Annotated in this window: 15 protein-coding genes; 6 read left to right on the top strand and 9 right to left on the bottom strand. The window is 62.3% G+C overall.

The features are described from left to right. Positions 1 to 5: 5 nt before the first annotated feature. Positions 6 to 1,187: an isovaleryl-CoA dehydrogenase gene (locus tag AB6804_RS22395; protein ID WP_244795125.1), complete on the bottom strand. Its 1,182-nt coding sequence runs from the start codon at positions 1,185 to 1,187 to the stop codon at positions 6 to 8. Between the two features lie 170 nt (positions 1,188 to 1,357). Here AB6804_RS22395 and AB6804_RS22390 point away from each other — a divergent pair, with 170 nt between their 5' ends. After that, entirely contained in the window at positions 1,358 to 2,086 is a 729-nt protein-coding gene (locus tag AB6804_RS22390; RefSeq protein WP_370888334.1) for a TetR/AcrR family transcriptional regulator, read from the top strand. Here AB6804_RS22390 and AB6804_RS22385 read toward each other — a convergent pair. Together AB6804_RS22385 and AB6804_RS22380 are read right to left on the bottom strand one after the other, a co-directional pair. Then, positions 2,079 to 2,972: a ferritin-like domain-containing protein gene (locus AB6804_RS22385; RefSeq protein ID WP_370888333.1), complete on the bottom strand. Its 894-nt coding sequence runs from the start codon at positions 2,970 to 2,972 to the stop codon at positions 2,079 to 2,081. The genes AB6804_RS22390 and AB6804_RS22385 overlap by 8 nt on opposite strands. Before the next feature lie 83 nt (positions 2,973 to 3,055). Next, positions 3,056 to 4,495, bottom strand: a complete 1,440-nt coding sequence (locus AB6804_RS22380; protein ID WP_370888332.1) for an MFS transporter — start codon at positions 4,493 to 4,495, stop codon at positions 3,056 to 3,058. A gap of 492 nt (positions 4,496 to 4,987) precedes the next feature. On the opposite strand from AB6804_RS22380, the gene AB6804_RS22375 reads away from it, so the two are divergent. Together AB6804_RS22375 and AB6804_RS22370 are read left to right on the top strand one after the other, a co-directional pair. Next, positions 4,988 to 5,779, top strand: coding sequence for an ABC transporter substrate-binding protein (locus tag AB6804_RS22375; protein ID WP_244795129.1), 792 nt, complete (start codon positions 4,988 to 4,990; stop codon positions 5,777 to 5,779). 232 nt (positions 5,780 to 6,011) lie between these two features. Further along, positions 6,012 to 7,127 carry a succinylglutamate desuccinylase/aspartoacylase family protein gene (locus tag AB6804_RS22370; RefSeq protein ID WP_035968922.1) on the top strand — a complete coding sequence of 372 codons (1,116 nt, stop codon included), beginning with the start codon at positions 6,012 to 6,014 and terminating at the stop codon, positions 7,125 to 7,127. Positions 7,128 to 7,134: 7 nt separating this feature from the next. Here the strand turns inward: AB6804_RS22370 and AB6804_RS22365 are convergent, their stop codons facing one another. Then, positions 7,135 to 7,503, bottom strand: coding sequence for a nuclear transport factor 2 family protein (locus AB6804_RS22365; RefSeq protein ID WP_370888331.1), 369 nt, complete (start codon positions 7,501 to 7,503; stop codon positions 7,135 to 7,137). A 285-nt stretch (positions 7,504 to 7,788) separates the two neighbouring features. Here AB6804_RS22365 and AB6804_RS22360 point away from each other — a divergent pair, with 285 nt between their 5' ends. Next, positions 7,789 to 8,961, top strand: coding sequence for a porin (locus AB6804_RS22360; RefSeq protein ID WP_370888330.1), 1,173 nt, complete (start codon positions 7,789 to 7,791; stop codon positions 8,959 to 8,961). Between the two features lie 64 nt (positions 8,962 to 9,025). Here the strand turns inward: AB6804_RS22360 and AB6804_RS22355 are convergent, their stop codons facing one another. The 4 genes from AB6804_RS22355 to AB6804_RS22340 form a co-directional block, all read right to left on the bottom strand. Then, positions 9,026 to 10,669: a bifunctional aspartate transaminase/aspartate 4-decarboxylase gene (locus tag AB6804_RS22355; protein WP_370888329.1), complete on the bottom strand. Its 1,644-nt coding sequence runs from the start codon at positions 10,667 to 10,669 to the stop codon at positions 9,026 to 9,028. 64 nt (positions 10,670 to 10,733) lie between these two features. Continuing rightward, positions 10,734 to 12,428 (bottom strand): aspartate-alanine antiporter, encoded by a 1,695-nt coding sequence (aspT, locus tag AB6804_RS22350; protein ID WP_370888328.1) that lies wholly within the window; start codon positions 12,426 to 12,428, stop codon positions 10,734 to 10,736. Between the two features lie 398 nt (positions 12,429 to 12,826). Further along, complete coding sequence (locus AB6804_RS22345) at positions 12,827 to 13,888, bottom strand: alkene reductase (protein WP_370888327.1); 1,062 nt, start codon at positions 13,886 to 13,888, stop codon at positions 12,827 to 12,829. Between the two features lie 60 nt (positions 13,889 to 13,948). After that, positions 13,949 to 14,242: a helix-turn-helix transcriptional regulator gene (locus tag AB6804_RS22340; protein ID WP_244795135.1), complete on the bottom strand. Its 294-nt coding sequence runs from the start codon at positions 14,240 to 14,242 to the stop codon at positions 13,949 to 13,951. Positions 14,243 to 14,412: 170 nt separating this feature from the next. Between AB6804_RS22340 and AB6804_RS22335 the strand changes: the two genes are divergently transcribed. Then, the gene (locus tag AB6804_RS22335) at positions 14,413 to 14,817 is read left to right on the top strand and encodes a DUF6232 family protein (protein ID WP_035968910.1); all 405 of its coding nucleotides are present in this window, start codon (positions 14,413 to 14,415) and stop codon (positions 14,815 to 14,817) included. A gap of 24 nt (positions 14,818 to 14,841) precedes the next feature. Here AB6804_RS22335 and AB6804_RS22330 read toward each other — a convergent pair whose 3' ends face one another. Further along, complete coding sequence (locus AB6804_RS22330) at positions 14,842 to 17,295, bottom strand: glycogen/starch/alpha-glucan phosphorylase (RefSeq protein WP_244795137.1); 2,454 nt, start codon at positions 17,293 to 17,295, stop codon at positions 14,842 to 14,844. Positions 17,296 to 17,570: 275 nt separating this feature from the next. Here AB6804_RS22330 and AB6804_RS22325 point away from each other — a divergent pair, with 275 nt between their 5' ends. Then, entirely contained in the window at positions 17,571 to 17,762 is a 192-nt protein-coding gene (locus tag AB6804_RS22325) for a hypothetical protein (protein ID WP_035968909.1), read from the top strand. Positions 17,763 to 17,778 lie beyond the last annotated feature (16 nt).

The raw sequence follows: 17,778 nt of genomic DNA, 5'->3' as shown, positions 1-17,778 counted from the left end.
GCGCCTCAAGCCGTCTCGGCGAACAATTCACGGCCAATCAACATGCGGCGAATTTCGCTCGTGCCCGCGCCGATTTCATAGAGTTTGGCATCGCGCCACAGACGGCCAACCGGATATTCGTTGATGTAACCGTTGCCGCCGAGAATTTGAATCGCTTCGCCGGCCATCCACGTGGCTTTTTCGGCGGTGTAGAGAATGACGCCCGCGCAGTCCTTGCGCACGCGACGCACGTGGTCGCTGCCGATCGTATCCAGCTGGCGGCCGACCGCGTAGAGATATGCGCGGCATGCTTGCAGCGTCGAGTACATGTCGGCGACCTTGCCCTGAATGAGCTGGAACTCGCCGATCGACTGCCCGAACTGCTTGCGATCGTGGATGTACGGCACGACTGCATCCATGCACGCGAGCATGATGCCGGTCGGTCCGCCCGCGAGCACGGCGCGTTCGTAGTCGAGGCCGCTCATCAGCACTTTCGCGCCGCCGTTCAATGCGCCGAGGATGTTTTCCTTCGGCACTTCGACGTTCTCGAACACGAGCTCGCCGGTATGCGATCCGCGCATGCCGAGCTTGTCGAGCTTCTGCGCGACGGAGAAGCCCTTCATGCCCTTCTCGACGATGAACGCGGTAATGCCCTTCGCGCCCGCTTCGATATTGGTCTTCGCATAGACGACGAGCGTGTCGCAGTCGGGGCCGTTGGTGATCCACATTTTCGTGCCGTTGAGCACGTAGTGATCGCCCTTCTCTTCAGCGCGCAGTTTCATGCTGACGACGTCCGATCCCGCATTCGGCTCGCTCATCGCGAGTGCGCCGACGTGTTCGCCGGACACCAGTTTCGGCAGATACTTGCGCTTCTGCGCTTCGGTTCCGTTGCGATGAATCTGGTTGACGCACAGATTCGAATGCGCGCCATACGACAGCCCGACCGACGCCGATGCCCGCGAAATTTCCTCCATCGCGATCATATGTGCGGTGTAACCCATGTTCGCGCCGCCGTATTCTTCGGAGACAGTCATGCCGAGCACGCCGAGGTCGCCGAACTTTTTCCACAGGTCCATTGGGAACTGATCGGTGCGATCGATTTCGCCGGCGCGCGGCGCGATTTCCTTCGAGGCGAAATTGGCGAGCGAATCGCGCAACATGTCGATGTCTTCGCCCAACGCGAAGTCGAGGCCGGGTACGGTGCTCATGGGGTGTCTCCTCCAGATGCGAATGTTTTCGGCGCGCCCATAAATGAGTATGGCTCACACTGGCCGCTCAGCCGAGAATTGGGCCAATTTCACGCTCAAATTGGCTAGCCGTCAATAGGTTTTTGAGCTACGCTCACATTTACTCCGCTTTCTGCTTCCGAGCGACGTCCATGTCCACTCATTCGACCGCCACTGGCCGCCGCACGCCCGCCGGTGTCAAATCACAGCAGCGTGTGCGCGACATCCTGCAAGCCGGGCGCGACGTTTTCGCCGAAAAAGGCTACGACGCTGCGACGACCGCTGAAATCGCGCAGCGCGCGGGCATATCGGAAGCGACGGTGTTCAGTTATTTCAGCGGCAAGCGCGAACTGTGCGCGCGCGTGATTGCGGACTGGTACGACGAAATCATCGATGCTTTCGAAAGCGGTTTGCCGCGCGAAGGCTCGGTGCGGCAGCAGTTCGCGTTCATCGTGAGGACGCATTTGCGGCTGATGCTCGTGAACGGCACGGGACTGTGCTCACTGGTGTTGTCGGAGGGGCGGACGAAGCAGCACGATCTGTCGGACACGCTGACGGAATTGCAGCGCCGTTACACCGCGCCGCTGATGGAGGTGCTGGCGCGCGGACAATCGCTGGGCCACGTGCGCGGCGACGTGCCACTGCGGCTGTTGCGCTCGCTGGTGTTCGGGCCGATGGAACACGTGCTGTGGGATGCGACGCTTGCGAAGCGCCGGCTGAGTCAGGCTCAGATCGATACGACCGCGGATGAACTCATCGACGTGCTATGGGCGGCGTTGCAGCCTGCCGATGCGGAACTGGCAGCGCTGGTGCAGTTCCGGCAGGATGTGGAGGATGCGTCGCGGCGGTTCGAGGGGCGGCGGAAGCCCCCCACTAACTGACAAACCGCCTCATCACCCGCGCGATCCTCGGCACGGTCGTCGGCCGCAGCAACCGCGCGTCATACCCGCTCATGCGCCGATCGTTCTCGCCGAGACACAAATCGATCAGCGCCCCGACCGACACATCCCCCGCCACCGAATCCCCGACGTTCGCCGGAAAATTCGCATCCTGCGCCGCGCCGCTCTTGTCGAACCCGCGCGCAAGCGATATCCGGTCGCGAATCAGCGTAAGCCACACGCCCGCGGTCTTCAGCATGAACCCCGGCTTGCGATACCACGGCAAGCTGCGCCGATACCACGCCACCCAGTTAGCGAAGAACAGAATGTGCCGCGCTTCCTCCTGAATCACCGGCTCGAACGTTTCGACAAGCGCTTCCGGAAAGTATCCCGACCGGCGCGCCGCCTCGAACAAGCCGAACGCGAAGAAACTGTCGATGCACTCGCTGTATCCCGTCAGCATCCACGCACGCAAGGCATCGTCGGGAGCGGGATACGGCGGCTCCGGCGCGAGCGCGATGCCATACGCTTCCACCAGCTTCGACAGCACGACCTTGTGCCGCGCCTCCTCGCCGCCGTTCATCTGCAAAGCCTCGCGCAGAAGCGGATCGGCGACGCTCGCCGCATACGTCGCGACGCGAATCGACGCACGCCCTTCCGTCTGCACGGCGATGTCCCAGATCGGCAGCGACGTCACACGCCTGAGCGCAGCGGGCTCCAGTTTTGGCCAGTCGATGACGGCGGGCTTATAAGGATTGTGCGTCGTCAGCAGCATTTCACAGAACATGCGCTTGTGCTGCTCGGACCCGACCGGTATCGCGCCTTCCGGCCGATAGGTCCAGTTGCGCATCGCATGATCTGCTTCGACTGGAGTGGGCGTGTCGGACATGTTCGAATAGTAGGCGGCTATTGGGAACGACCTGCGAATTCTGGCACACAGGACGCTTCAACGCAGCAAACGCACGCCTGCCCTCAATGCGAAATCTTCTCCAGCGCGATGTCGCGCGTGCGCGGTCCCATCAGGCCGATCGCCGCCATCACGATCATCATCGCGCCCGCGATCAGCACGAACACGCCGGTCGTGCCGAAGCCCTTCAAAACGCCCGCGATGATGAACGACGTGAAGATCGCCGAGAACCGGCTCCACGAATAGACGAAGCCGACGGCGCGCGCCCGGATGCTCGTCGGGAACAGCTCGGCCTGGTACGCGTGAAAACTGTAGGACATGATGTTCGCCGACAGCGTGAGGCCCACGCCCATCGCGATCAGAAACGCCGCATCCGACGACTGGCTGAACAGCAACCCGCACACGATATTCGCCGCTGCCATCGTGACGATCGCCGTCTTGCGCTCGATCCTGTCGGCAATCGCGAGACCAATGATCGGCCCGATCGGCGCGGCAATCGCGATGATGCTCGAATACATCAGGCTCGACGTCACCGTCACGCCCTGCTTGACCAGCAGCGTCGGCACCCAGTTTGCAAAGCCGTAGAAGCCGACAGTCTGGAACACGTTGAAAATGATCATCATCGTGGCGCGCTTGCCGTAGGGCGGCCGCCACATGCCCGCGAAAGAGCCGTCGTCGCGCGCACCGGTCACCGGCTCGGGCGTGGCAGGCAACGGCAAGGGCTTGCCGTACTCACGCTGCACTTTGGCTTCGAGCGCGGACATCACGCGGTCGGCTTCATCGAGCCGGCCCTTTTGCGCGAGCCAGCGCGGACTCTCCGGCAGATTGCGGCGAATCCACCAGACGAAGAGCGCCCCGTGCGCGCCGATCACGACGACCCAGCGCCAGCCGTCGATGCCGAACGGCGCACGCGGCACCAGCAGATACGCGAGAAACGCGACCACCGGCACCGCCATGAAGCCGATTGCCTGCTCGCACGCGAACGCGCGCCCGCGGATGTGCTTCGGCGCGAGTTCGGAGATGTACGTGCCGATCGTCACCAGTTCCACGCCGATGCCCATGCCCGCCACGAAGCGCCAGAAGTTGAGGCCCGTGGCGGTGTCCTGGAACGCCATCACGAGATTCGCGGCGGTGTACCAGAGCAGCGACCAGGTGAAGATCGCGCGCCGGCCGAATCGGTCGGCGAGGAACCCGCATGCGACGGTGCCGATGAACAGCCCCGCAAATAGCGATGCGATAAAGCTCGCCACGCCCGTCATGCCGAAGAAGCCGGGCGTCGCGGGCGTCAGGATGCCGCTTCTCACGAGGCCCGGCGCGACGTAACCTGAATACAGCAGGTCGTATAGCTCGAAAAAGAAGCCGAGACTCAGCATGCCGATGAGCTTCCATATGCTGCGCGTCGCGGGCAGGCGGTCGAGTCGCGCTGAAATCAGCCCGGCGGAAAGCGCGGGCGCCGCGGCATCGGCGGTTGCGCGGCGTGCGGCGGCCGCGGTCGTTTGAGTCATCGGTGTCGTCTCCTGTCGGCGAGCGCGAGCTGTCGCGCACCGTCCTGGTCCGTGCAAAGTGAATGTCACATGGCGCTGCTTTCCGCCGCATCCGGCGTCTGGCGCAAGTTCTCGGCCTCTTGCGCGCGAAACGCAGGGGCGCATTCTAACCGTCTGGTTAATTGACGATGCGCAATGACAACGAACGACCCCGTGCTCCGTATCAGCGAAAAGCGTGCATCTCGGACCCGTCACCGCTGAAGATCGGCGAAAAAATTAGGAACAAAACACTTGTGTTTAAGCGAAGAAATGTTCTAAAGCACCGCTATCCGTGCTTTCACTAGGTCCCGTACTATTTTGGCTTGGTAACCTTCTGCCGATTCTGCGCGGACACGATCCGCCGAATGCCCGCCGTCCGGCGCTCCCGAGCGATCAAGACCGATCCGCACCGGCGCCGGCCGCACCCGGAATGAGACCTTTCGGGCTGAACCGACCATCCTTTGGAGTTAACAAGTGAAGAAACTGCTTGCCGCCTTGTCGATGTCCCTTCTCGCCGCCACGTCGTTCACCGCCGTCACGGCGCACGCCAAGGACTATTCGACGATCCGCTTCGGCGTCGATGCAAGCTATCCCCCGTTTGAATCGAAGGGTTCGGATGGCAAGCTGGTCGGTTTCGACATCGATCTCGGCAATGAAATCTGTACGCGCCTGAAGGCGAAGTGCGTGTGGGTCGAGAACGACTTCGACGGCATGATCCCCGCGCTGAAGGCGAAGAAGTTCGACGGCGTCCTCTCGTCGATGTCGATGACCCCGCAACGCGCCGAGCAGATCGCCTTCTCGAGCAAGCTCTTCAACACGCCGACGCGCCTTGTCGCGAAGAAAGGCAGCAACATCCTGCCGACGGCTGAAAGCCTGAAGGGCAAGAACGTGGGCGTCGAACAGGGCACCATCCAGGAAACCTACGCGAAGACCTACTGGGCGCCGAAGGGCGTGACCGTCACGCCGTATCAGAACCAGGATCAGGTCTACGCCGACCTGACCTCGGGCCGTCTCGATGCCGCATTGCAAGACGCGGTGCAGGCCGAACTCGGCTTCCTGAAGACGCCGCGCGGCGCGGGCTATGACTTCGCGGGCAAGGATCTCGTCGATGCGAAGATCCTCGGCAACGGCGCGGGCATCGGTCTGCGCAAGGAAGACACCGACCTGAAGGCGAAGATCGACAAGGCCATCGCCGACATCATCAAGGACGGCACGTACAAGAAGATCGAGAAGAAGTACTTCGACTTCGACGTGTACGGCGGCTAATCGCTTCTTACACAGCTTGTCGACGGGCTCCGCGCTTCACTGCGCGGAGCCCGTTTCATTTTGTAAGCCGGCGCACGCCGCACGAGCGCCCGCCTCCCGTGCTGCCGATTTCGGCTAAGATCGAACGTCTGAAGCAGCGCCGGCGGACAGAGACACCCCGGCGCGGGATTCGTCCGGTTCATCAGCAACCCACAGAGGCAAGACCTCGCGCACTCGCGTGCGCGCGAACACTATGCAGACAAGAACTCATCAACTGATCTCGCCGACGCTCGGCACCTCCCGCAGCATCACGAGTTTTCATTACGGCCCGGGCGGCGGACAAAAAATCTATATCCAGTCGTCGCTGCATGCCGATGAACTGCCGGGCATGCTGGTCGCGTGGAAGCTGCGCCGCCAGCTTGCCGCACTCGAAGCCGCCGGCAAGCTGCGCGGCGAAGTGGTGATCGTGCCGGTGCCGAATCCGATCGGCCTGAGCCAGTTCCTGCACGGCAATCTGCTCGGCCGCTTCGAGAGCAATAGCGGCCACAACTTCAATCGCAATTTCCACGATCTCGCCGCGCTGATCGCCCCGCGCATCGAAGCGCGCCTGTCGAACGACGCCGACGCTAACCGCCTCGCCGTGCGTGCCGCGATGAAGGAAGCGCTCGACGAGCAAACGCCGCGCACCGAACTGGAATCGCAACGCCTCGCGCTGCAGAAGCTCTCGTATGACGCCGATGTCGTGCTCGATCTGCACTGCGACCTCGACGCCGCGCTGCATCTGTACACCAACCCGGACATCTGGGACGAAGTGGAGCCGCTCGCGCGCTATCTCGATGCGAAGGCGTCGCTGCTTGCACTGAACTCGGTCGGCAATCCGTTCGACGAGATCCACAGCTTCTGCTGGTCGGACCTGCGTGCGCGTTACGGCGAACGCTTCCCGATCCCGAACGGCGGCATTTCGGTGACGGTCGAACTGCGCAGCCAGCACGACGTATCGCACGAACTCGGCGACAAGGACGCGCAGGCTATCGTCAACTACATGATCCACCGCGGCGTGATCGATGCGCCCGCCGTCGAGCCGCCGCCGCTCGCGTACCCGGCGACGCCGCTTGCGGGCGCCGAGCCCATCGTCGCGCCGGTGTCCGGCGTGCTCGTGTTTCGCGCGCAAGTGGGCGCATACGTCGATGCGGGCGAAGCCATCGCCGATGTCATCGATCCGATCACCGACACCGTCACCACGCTCAAGTGCACGACGTCCGGCGTGATGTATGCCCGGCAGATCATGCGTTTCGCGTCGGCGGGGCTGGAAGTCGCGCGCATCGCGGGGGCGAAGGCTTATCGCACGGGCTCGCTGCTGTCGGCGTAAAGCGGCGTCAGAAGCCGACGAGACCGCACTGGGCGGCGGCGACACGCCAGCCGCCGGCGGTCTCGCCCCACGTTCGCGTGTAGCGCAGGCTGCCCGCGAACGGCGCACCGGCGAAGGTGCCGGACAGCGCCACGCGCGTCACCGTCACCGCGAACGCGCCATACACGCGAATGCTCTGCTCCTCCACATCGAGCCTGTCGATGCGCTGCATGCCATAGCGATGGCCGTTCAGGTCATCGGCTTTGGTCCACACCTTGCCGGTCGCATCGACGAAGCTGAGGTCATCGGCCAATAGCGCATCGAGCGCCTTCACGTCCGACGACAACATCGCCTGCCTGAGCTGCTCTTCCAGTTCGCGGACACCTTTTTCGTCCATGATCTCGCTCGCGGTGATCGAACCGCCAGCATACCCGCGCGCGCGTGCGCACAGTCGAGTGCGCTTCGCCAGCCCCGTTGCACACGCGATACAGCCGACGCCGTCGATCGCGCTGTCACATTTCTTTCCTCAGCGGCCGCTACATTTGCGCCCGTCGCCGCCACGCGCCATTCAGAGCGCGACGCGCCGCCGACGCGCGCTGTTTCGTCACTGCCGCCGCTCTCGTAGCTGCCGCAGCATTGCGCAGCGCGACTACCCACCGCGAACCAACTCACGGAGCTTGTTTTGAAGAAGAATCTTTTGGCAGCCGCCGCGCTCGCCGCATTCGCCTGCATCGCGACGTCCGCTCATGCTCAAAGCAGCGTAACGCTGTACGGCATCATCGACGCCGGTATCAGCTACGTCAACAACAGCGCGACGCGCACCGGCAGCGATCATCTGTTCAAGTACGACGACGGCGTGGCCCAGGCCAGCCGCTGGGGCCTGCGCGGCGCGGAAGATCTGGGCGGCGGCCTGAAGGCGATCTTCGTGCTGGAGAACGGCTTCAACAGCGGCACCGGCGCGCTCGGTCAGGGAGGCGCGGAATTCGGGCGTCAGGCGTATGTCGGCATTTCGAAGAACGATGTCGGCTCGGTCACGTTCGGCCGTCAATACTCGTTCTCGACCGATTATCTCGGCTCGGCCTATTCGATCGGCGGCCAGACCGTCGCGGGCAACTACGCGTATCACATCAACGACGTCGATCAGCTCACGTCGAGCCGCATCAACAATGCGGTCAAGTTCAGCAGCGCGAGCTTCTACGGCGTGACCTTCGGCGCGATGTACGGCTTCTCGAATCAGGCGGGCGCATTCGCCGGTGCGCCGAACACGACGGTCGGCACCACGACGGTCGCGGGTTCGTCGCGTGCATACAGCTTCGGGCTGAACTACAAGGCGGGCCCGTTCGGCATCGGCGCGGCCTATACGGACATCCGCTTCCCCGGAGCGTCGACGCCCGCGTTCAGCACGACGATCGCGAACATCGCGACGGGCGGCGCGAAGGACCTGCGCACGTTCGGCGTCGGCGCGAACTATGCCTTCGGCGCAGCGACGGTGTTCGGCCTGTGGACCAACACGCGCTTCGAACCGGTCGCGGGCAACAGCTCGAAGTTCAACGCGTACGAAATCGGCGGCAAGTATGCGGTCACGCCGGCGTTCACGGCGGGCCTCGGTTACACGTACATGAACCTGTCGGATGCGTTCCAGGGCCACTGGCATCAGATCGATGCAAGCGCGGATTACGCGCTCAGCAAGCGCACCGATGTCTACGCGCTCGCGATCTACCAGAAGGCGTCGGGTGCGAATCGCGGCGTCGAGAATCAGGCGCAGATCGGCTCCGCTTCGAGCTACTTCGGCACGTCGGGCGCGGGCGAAAACAACCAGCTCGCGTTCCGCATCGGCGTGCGTCACAAGTTCTGATCGCGCGTTGAACCACGCATGAAAAACGGGCCGCGCATGCGGCCCGTTCTCGTTCAGGCACGCTTCACTTGCCCTTCTTGCCGCCGGTTTCCGCCTTGTACTGCGCGAGGCGCTCGTTCATCATCTTGCGAATCGCGCGGCCGATCTGCATGTAATCGCTCTCGTTGAGGTTGGCGAGCGACACGCGCCCCGACGGATGCTGCGTACCGAAGCCGCGCCCCGGCAGCAACACGACGCGCGCATCCTTCGCGAGCGTGAACAGCATTTCGGATGGCTGAGTATTCTTCAACAACCACTCGACATACTCGCGTCCATGCATGCGCTCGCCGATATATTCGGCATCGAGAATGGTGTAGTAATCGACGAGATTCTTGTCGTCGTCTTCGAGCGGAATGCCAAGCTCACGATACAGCGCCTGCTTGCGGTTGCGGATGAGACGCTTCAACGCGTTCTTGTACGCGTCGCGCGTGTCCATCAGCGCGAAAAGCGAGAACAGCACCATCTGCACTTGCTGCGGCGTCGACAGGCCCGCCGTGTGATTCAGCGCGACCGTGCGGCTGTCCGCCACGAGACGGTCGATGAACTTGAGCTTGTCAGGCTCCGTCGTGATCGATTCATAGCGTTCATGGAGAATCGCTTTCTGCTCGTCGGGCAGCGCGGCGAGTTGCTCGTCGAAGACATTCTCCTGATGCGTCGCAATGGTGCCGAGCCGCCAGCCGGTCGCGCCGAAATACTTGGAATACGAATACACGAGAATGGTGTTCTTCGGGCACAGCGCGAAGAGCGAGACGAAGTCATCGGCGAAGGTGCCGTACACGTCGTCGGTCAGGAGAATGAGGTCGGGCCTTTCCTTGACGATCTCCGCGATATACGCGAGGCTTTCGTCGTCCATTTTCACGGACGGAGGATTGCTCGGGTTCACCAGAAAGAACGCCTTGATCTTCGGATCGCGCAGCTTGTCGAGTTCCTCTTTCGAGTATTGCCAGCCTTCCTCGACCACTGCGTTGATATTCACCACTTCCAGCTTGTAGTCGTTCAGACGCGGAATCTCGATGTACGGCGTGAAGATGGGCACGCCGAGCGCGATGGTATCGCCCGGCTTGATGAGGAAGTTTTCGCGCATCGTGTTGAAGATATACGTCATCGCCGCCGTGCCGCCTTCGACTGCGAAGATGTCGAAATCGCCGACGAACGGATGCTTGCCGATCATCTCACGCCGCAGATACTGCCCGACGATTACTTCGGATAGCTTAAGCATCCGGTCGGGCACCGGATAATTCGATGCCAGGATGCCCTCGCACATCTCATAGAGAAAGTCGCCGGCGTTCAGGCCGAGCTGATCGCGCACATACGAAACGGCGCCGAACAGGAAATCGATGCCCGGCGTGCCCTTGTTCTCGCGCGCAAAAATCTCGAAGCGCTCTTCCAGCCCTTCGTGCTTCGGAAAACCGCCGATGCCTTCGGGCATATAGGCGAACGAGCGCTCGGACTCGCGCATCGCGAAGAGGCCGAGTTGCCAGAAACCGTGACGCGGGATCGTCGCGAGGAAATTCGGATTGCCGCGCCCCGCGTTGAGCATGGCGACATTGGCCGGGCGTTCCACGACGCCGCCGCCTGCCGCCTTGATGAGTTCGTCCTTGAGTTCGAACGGGCTGAGCGAGGCCATCGCGGCGCGATTGTCGGAACCGGACTTAGAGGACTTTGACATCCAACACCCCCACAATTGAGCAATCAAACGGGAAGAAAACACGAGAAGCGGAAGCCCTCCGCCCTCAGGTCAGAAGCATCACCATGACCATCCCCCAGATCGTCAGCAGCGTATTGCCGACTGCATAGGTCACGGTGTAACCGAGGCCCGGCACCTGGCTCTTGGCGGCATCGCAGATCATTCCGAGCGCGGCGGTCGTCGTGCGCGCGCCCGCGCAAATGCCGAGCAGGATCGCGGGATGGAACTTGAACACGTACTTGGCGATGTACATGCCGATGATGAGCGGCACCGACGACGCGAAAATGCCCCATAAAAACAGGCTCACTCCGAGCTTTTGCAGCCCCGCGACGAAGCCCGGCCCCGCCGAGATGCCGACCACCGCGATGAACACATTCAGCCCGACCGAGTTCATGAACCAGATCGTCGGTGACGGAATGCGGCCGAAAGTCGGGTGGATTGCCCGCAGCCAGCCGAACACGATGCCTGCGATCAACGCGCCGCCCGCCGTCGACAGCGTGATCGGAATCGCGCCGAAGCGGATGACGACAGCGCCGATCAGCGCGCCCAGCGTGATGGCGAGGCCGACGAATGCCATGTCGGCCACATCGCTCGTCCGGTCGATGACGCCGACCGCGTTCGCCACGGCGGTCGTATCCTGCGTGCGGCCGACGATCGTCACCGTGTCGCCGCGATACAGCTTCGTGCTCGGCAGCACGGGAATGGGCGTTTCGGTCGCGCCGCGCTTGATCTTGCGGATGAACACGCCACGCGCGCCCGGCGTCTGCGCAAGTTCAGCGAGCGTCCTGCCTTCGATCTGCTTGTTGGTCAGATAAATATCGACGCCTTCGACCGGCACGGACAGCAGTTCCGCATCGTCCACTTCGGTGGCCGCGCCGCCCAGCAGATCGACGAGTTGCTCGCGCCGCCCGACGACCGCGACGACATCGCCCGGCTGCAACACGTCGTCGAGCTTCGCTTCCTGGATCGCGCCATTGCGGCGGATGCGCTCGATGAAGAGCCGCGCGCCGCCGGGAAGCATCGCTTCCGCTTGTCCGACCGTCAGGCCGACGGCCTGCCCGTGATCCGCCACGCGATACGCACGCAACGAGAACTGATGCCAGCCCGAACCCGCGCCGTCCAGTTCCGCCGTTCCGCCGCCGAGTTGCTTCTCGTAGTCCTTGCAAGCCGCGACGAGATCGATGTTCAAGAGCTTCGGTCCGAGCATCGCGAGGATGACCGCCGAGCCGATCGTTCCGTAGATGTACGTGACGGCATAGGCAGTGGGCATCGCGTCGAGCAGCGCCTTGGTTTCGTCGGGCGGCAGGCCGAGCCGGTTGATGGCGTCGGTGGCGAGCCCCATCGAGGCTGAAATGGTCTGCGATCCGGCGAAGAGTCCCGCCGCCGATCCGATGTCATAGCCGGCCATTTTCGCGGCGGCATACGGCGCGGCAAGACAAAGCACGCATTGAATGACCGAGAATAGCGCCTGCGGCAAGCCATCTTTTGCAATGCCGCGCACGAATTGCGGACCGACGCCGTAGCCCACGGCAAAAAGGAACATCAGGAAGAAGACCGCCTTGACGTTCGGTGAGATGGTGATACCCAGTTGCCCGATCGCGATGGCCGCGAGCAGCGTAGCCGTTACAGCCCCCAGACTGAATCCCTTGAAGGACTTGCCGCCGACCCAGTACCCGATGCCCAGTGACAGAAAGATGGCGATTTCCGGGTAAGCGCGCAGCGTTTGCGTAAGCCACGACATATGCACTCCTTTACGCGAGAATCCTCGCGACCGTTACGTGCCTCGTGAGCACGAAAGAAACGAAGGAAACGAGCGGGCTGACAGACGCGATGCCATCGGTGCCGACGGGCTTGGCGTGTCAAGGAATTGTCGAAGATGCGTTGGATCGTTCATGAAACGAACCCGGCATGCAAGGTTTGAGCGTATTGGCGCGGATGCCTTCGCATATTCTTATGCGACGCATTCGGCAGACTGGAAGTCATCAATACACTACTTTCAGGGCGCGGTAGAGCCGAAATTCGATAATTTCAATACGCGTTTATATAGGCGGAATCGTTGCGATATGCGGTCTTGTTTTGATTCGGATGACGAACGAATTGCGCGCAAAACAAAACAGCGGCCGAAGCCGCTGTTTTTCCTTACTCCGCCGTTTCTAGCAGCGGGTAATCTGTATAACCTTCCGGTCCGGGCGCATAGAACGTGGACGTGTCCGGATCATTCCATTGGGCATCCAGTTCGAGGCGGCGCACGAGATCCGCATTGGCGACGAACGGCTTGCCCCATGCCACCGCGTCGGCGTCGCCGCGTGCGATGATCGCTTCGGCGCTTTGCTTCGTGAACTTCTCGTTGGCGATATAAACGCCGCCGAATGCCTTCTTCAACTGTGGTCCGAGGCTGTCCGGACCTTCCGCCTCACGCGCCGCGATGAACGCGATCTTGCGCTTGCCCAGCTCGCGGGCGACATAACCGAAGGTCGCGGCGCGATCGCTGTCGCCCATCGTGTGGGAATCGGCGCGCGGTGCGAGGTGCATGCCGACGCGATCAGCGCCCCACACTTCGATACACGCATCGGTCACTTCGAGCATCAGGCGTGCGCGGTTTTCGATCGGGCCGCCGTACGCATCGGTGCGCTTGTTGGTGCTGTCCTGCAGGAACTGGTCGAGCAGATAGCCGTTCGCGCCGTGCACTTCGACGCCATCGAAGCCCGCGCGCTTCGCGTTTTCCGCGCCCTTGCGATACGCGGCCACGATGCCCGGGATTTCATCCAGTTCGAGTGCGCGCGGCGTGGCATAAGGACGCTGCGGACGCACGAGGCTCACATGACCTTCGGCTGCGATCGCGCTCGGCGCGACGGGCAACTCGCCATTGAGGAAGACCGGATCGGAAATGCGGCCCACGTGCCACAGTTGCAGCACGATCAGGCCGCCTGCGTCGTGGACTGCCTTCGTCACGAGCTTCCAGCCTTCGACTTGTTCGTCGGACCAGATGCCGGGGGTATCGGCATAACCGAGACCCTGCGGCGTGACCGACGTAGCCTCGCTGATGATCAGGCCCGCCGATGCGCGGTCTGCGTAGTACTGCGCCATGAGTGCGTTCGGCACGCGTTCGACGCCTGCGCGCTGGCGCGTGAGCGGCGCCATGACGATGCGGTTCTTGAGCGACAGCGCGCCCACTTTCAGCGGATCGAAAAGAGTCGGCATAACGGAAGGTGTCCTAATTAAGTTGTAAGGATGCTGTCACCTCGAAGGCGCTTCAGATGTTCAGAGATTCTCCATGGAATCGCGGAACGCCTGAATGACCGCCTCGTCGCGCTTGAAGAACACCCATTGCCCTACGCGCTTGGTGGTGACGAGCCCTGCTTTGTGAAGAGTCGCGAGATGCGCCGAAACGGTGGACTGCGACATGCCGCAGCGCCCATCGATCTGACCCGCGCAGACGCCGTGCGACATCGGCATTTCCTGATTAGGGAAATGCCGTTCCGGCTCCTTCAGCCATTCGAGAATCTCGCGGCGAAGGGGGTTGGCGAGGGCTTTGTGAATTGCGTCGATGTCCATTTCGTTGCTCGTGCGTCTGACGGCCGGCACGCGAAGCTGCGCGTACCGAATCGTCTTGATGCGAAGTATATATCGGGATTTTCCGATATGCAAGGAACGGACGATTCGCTCGAAGACGGCCGTCTGGTAATCTCCGCGTTTTCCCTGCCGTCATTCGGAACGATCAGCTTATGGATACACCCTTCAACGAACGCGGCGTCACCCTGTCGCGCGCCGGCCTGTCGGCTTCGGGCCAGATGATTCCGCTGCGCGAACTGCGCGCCGCGCGGGTCGTGAAGATCGAGCGCAAAAAACCGCTGCCGGTCGGCCTCGCGGTGATCGGCGTCGTGGCGCTCGGCGCGGGTATCGCGACCGGCGCCGGCGCGGCGCTCGTCCTTGGCGTGATGATCGCCGTGGTCGGTTATTTGTCGTGGATCACGCAGGACGTCATCTATCAGTTGATGGTGTCGACATCCGATGGAGAACGCGAGGTTCTCATCACGAAGGATCAGGAATTCGCGGACCGCGTGGCCGCGCTCGTCGGCGAAGCGGTCGCGAAACACGCGCAGACGGCCGCCGCGCGCCCGCAGGCGTGATGCAGGGCGCGCGGCGAGCGGGTGTCAGCGCAGGTTCAACGGCTCGACATGCCAGATTTCGCGCGCATACTCCGCAATCGTGCGGTCGGACGAGAATATGCCCATGCCCGCGACGTTTTCGATCGCGCTCTTCGTCCACGCTTCCTTGTCGCGGAACTTGAGGTCGACTTCGCTTTGCGTCTTGTCGAAGCTGGCGAAGTCGGCGAGCACCATGTAGTGATCGCCCCAATCCACGAGCGTGTGGAAGATGTCGTAGAAGCGGTGCGGCTCTTCCGGCGAGAAGTGCCCGAGCCGGATCTGATCCAGCGCGAGCTTGAGTTCCGCGTTCTCCTCGTAAATCTGCCGCGGCCGATACCCCGCCGCGCGCAGCGATTCGATCTCGTCCGTCGTGTTGCCGAAGATGAAGATGTTCTCGCGCCCGACGGCGTCGCATATCTCGATGTTGGCGCCATCCAGCGTGCCAATGGTCAGCGCCCCGTTCAGCGCGAGCTTCATGTTGCCGGTACCGGACGCTTCGGTGCCGGCCATCGAGATTTGCTGTGACAGATCGGCCGCCGGAATGATGAGTTCCGCCACGCTCACGCCATAGTTCGGAATGAAGCCGATCTTCAGCCGGTCGCCGACGAGCGGGTCCGCGTTGATGCGCTTGGCGACATCGTTGATGAGCTTAATGATGTTCTTCGCCATCTTGTACGCCGACGCCGCCTTGCCCGCGAACATCACCACGCGCGGCGTCCAGTCCTGCTCCGGATTCTCGCGGATGCGGTTGTAGCGCACGATCACATACAGGATGTTGAGCAACTGCCGCTTGTATTCGTGGATGCGCTTCACCTGAAGATCGAAAAGCGCTTCGGGATTGATGATCGCGTTGGCATCGCGTTTCGCGCGTTCGACGAGACGCAGCTTGTTCGCGAACTTCGCTTCGTGAAATGCCTTGCGGAACTCGGGATCGTCGCGCCATTCGCGCAGCCGGCCGAGTTCGAAGAGATCGGTGCGCCAGCGCGTGCCGAGCCGCTTGTCGATCAGCGAGGACAACGACGGACTCGCCTGCGCGAGCCAGCGGCGCGGCGTGATGCCGTTCGTCACGTTGGTGAAGCGCTCGGGATACATGCGCGCGAAGTCCGAGAAGATGTTCTGCACCATCAATTGCGAATGCAGCTTCGAGACGCCGTTCACCTTCTGGCTCGCGACGATCGCAAGATGCGCCATCCGCACGCGGCGCTGGCCGAATTCATCGACGAGCGAAATGCGGCGGATCAGTTCGACGTCGCGTCCGAACTTCTCCGTCACCTGCTTGAGGAATTGCGCGTTGATCTCGAAGATGATCTCGAGATGACGCGGCAACAGACGCGCGAGCATTTCGACGTCCCACGTTTCGAGCGCCTCGGGCATCAGCGTGTGGTTCGTGTACGAGAACATCTGCTGCACGAGCTTCCATGCCTTGTCCCACGGCACATGATGCGTATCCACGAGCAGACGCATCAGTTCGGGAATCGCAAGCACGGGGTGCGTATCGTTCAGATGCACCGAGACCTTTTCCGCGAGCCGCCCGAAATGCGTATGCGTGCGCTGATAGCGGCGAATCAGGTCCTGCATCGTCGCGGAGACGAAGAAATATTCCTGACGCAGCCGCAGTTCGCGGCCGGCCTGAGTCGAATCGTCCGGATAGAGCAGACGCGACACATGCTCCGACGTGTTCTTCGCTTCCACTGCGCGACGATAGTCGCCCTGATTGAACGCGGAGAGATCGAATTCGTCGGTGGCGCGCGCCGACCAGAGGCGCAGCGTGTTCGTCGCGGTCGTCGCGTAGCCGGGGATGACCGTGTCGTAGGCCATCGCGTTCACGTGCTCGGTATCGATCCAGTCGGTGCGATCGCCATGTTGCACGGTGCGTCCGCCGAAGTGCACGGTGTAGACCACTTCCGGCCGCGGAAACTCCCACGGATTGCCCGCGCGCAGCCAGTAATCGGGCATTTCGACCTGATTGCCCTCGACGATCGTCTGCCGGAACATGCCGTATTCGTAACGGATGCCATAGCCGAAGCCGGGCACGCCGACCGTCGCCATCGAATCCAGGAAACAGGCCGCGAGCCGCCCGAGGCCACCATTGCCGAGCGCGGCGTCGGGCTCCAGTTCCTCCAGCGTGGCCAGATCGACGCCGAGCGACGCGAGCGCATCGCGCACTTCGTCGTGAATGCCGAGCGCGAGGAGCGCATTCGTGAAAGTCCTGCCGATGAGAAACTCCATCGACAGGTAATAGACGCGCTTGACGTCCTGTTCGTACTGCTGCCGCGTGGTGCGCATCCAGCGGGCGACCAGACGGTCACGCACCGCGAGTTCCGCAGCATGCAGCCAGTCGCGCGGCTGCGCGGTCGCCGCATCTTTGCCGACGCCGTACATCAGGCGGTTCGAGATGGAGCGCCGCAGCGCATCGACGGTGCTGTTGAGCTGGTCGAATTCCAGGTCGACGGATGTCATCGATACCTCCAGTGTTTGCATCTTAGGTTACGCCACTTTTATTTTTTTTGGTACGACGAGACGCGCGATGGTTCCCCGGCGCGCAACAAATGCGCATCGGTAAATATTATTTCGTCATCCGAATAGATTTTTCTCGATGTCCCGTCAATGACAGCCGTGTGAAAGTTCGAAGCCTTGAATGCTGGCAACGCACTATTTCCGCCCGGTGCGCAATACGCGAGCCAGTGTCCGTTAGACTCGCAGGTTCGCAATCATGCACCGGAACGAGGCTCACGATGTACAAGAAAGGCGTGGTGATCGAAATCCAATTTCCGCCCGAGCGTCTCAACGACGCCGCCGGCGATCCGTACTGGATCGATCTCACATTGGACGAAGCGCGCCGCCTTCATGCGCAACTGGCAAGGCGCTTCGCCAGCGAAAGCGACGCCCGCGCGAATCAGCCGCTCGACACCTTCTCGATCGAATAGCACACACGCTGTGCAC

This window comes from Caballeronia sp. RCC_10 (genome assembly GCF_041360715.1).
GTDB classification, from domain to species: domain Bacteria; phylum Pseudomonadota; class Gammaproteobacteria; order Burkholderiales; family Burkholderiaceae; genus Caballeronia; species Caballeronia grimmiae.
Note: the sequence above shows the minus strand (reverse complement) of the source record. Positions and strands in the feature narration are given on the sequence as shown.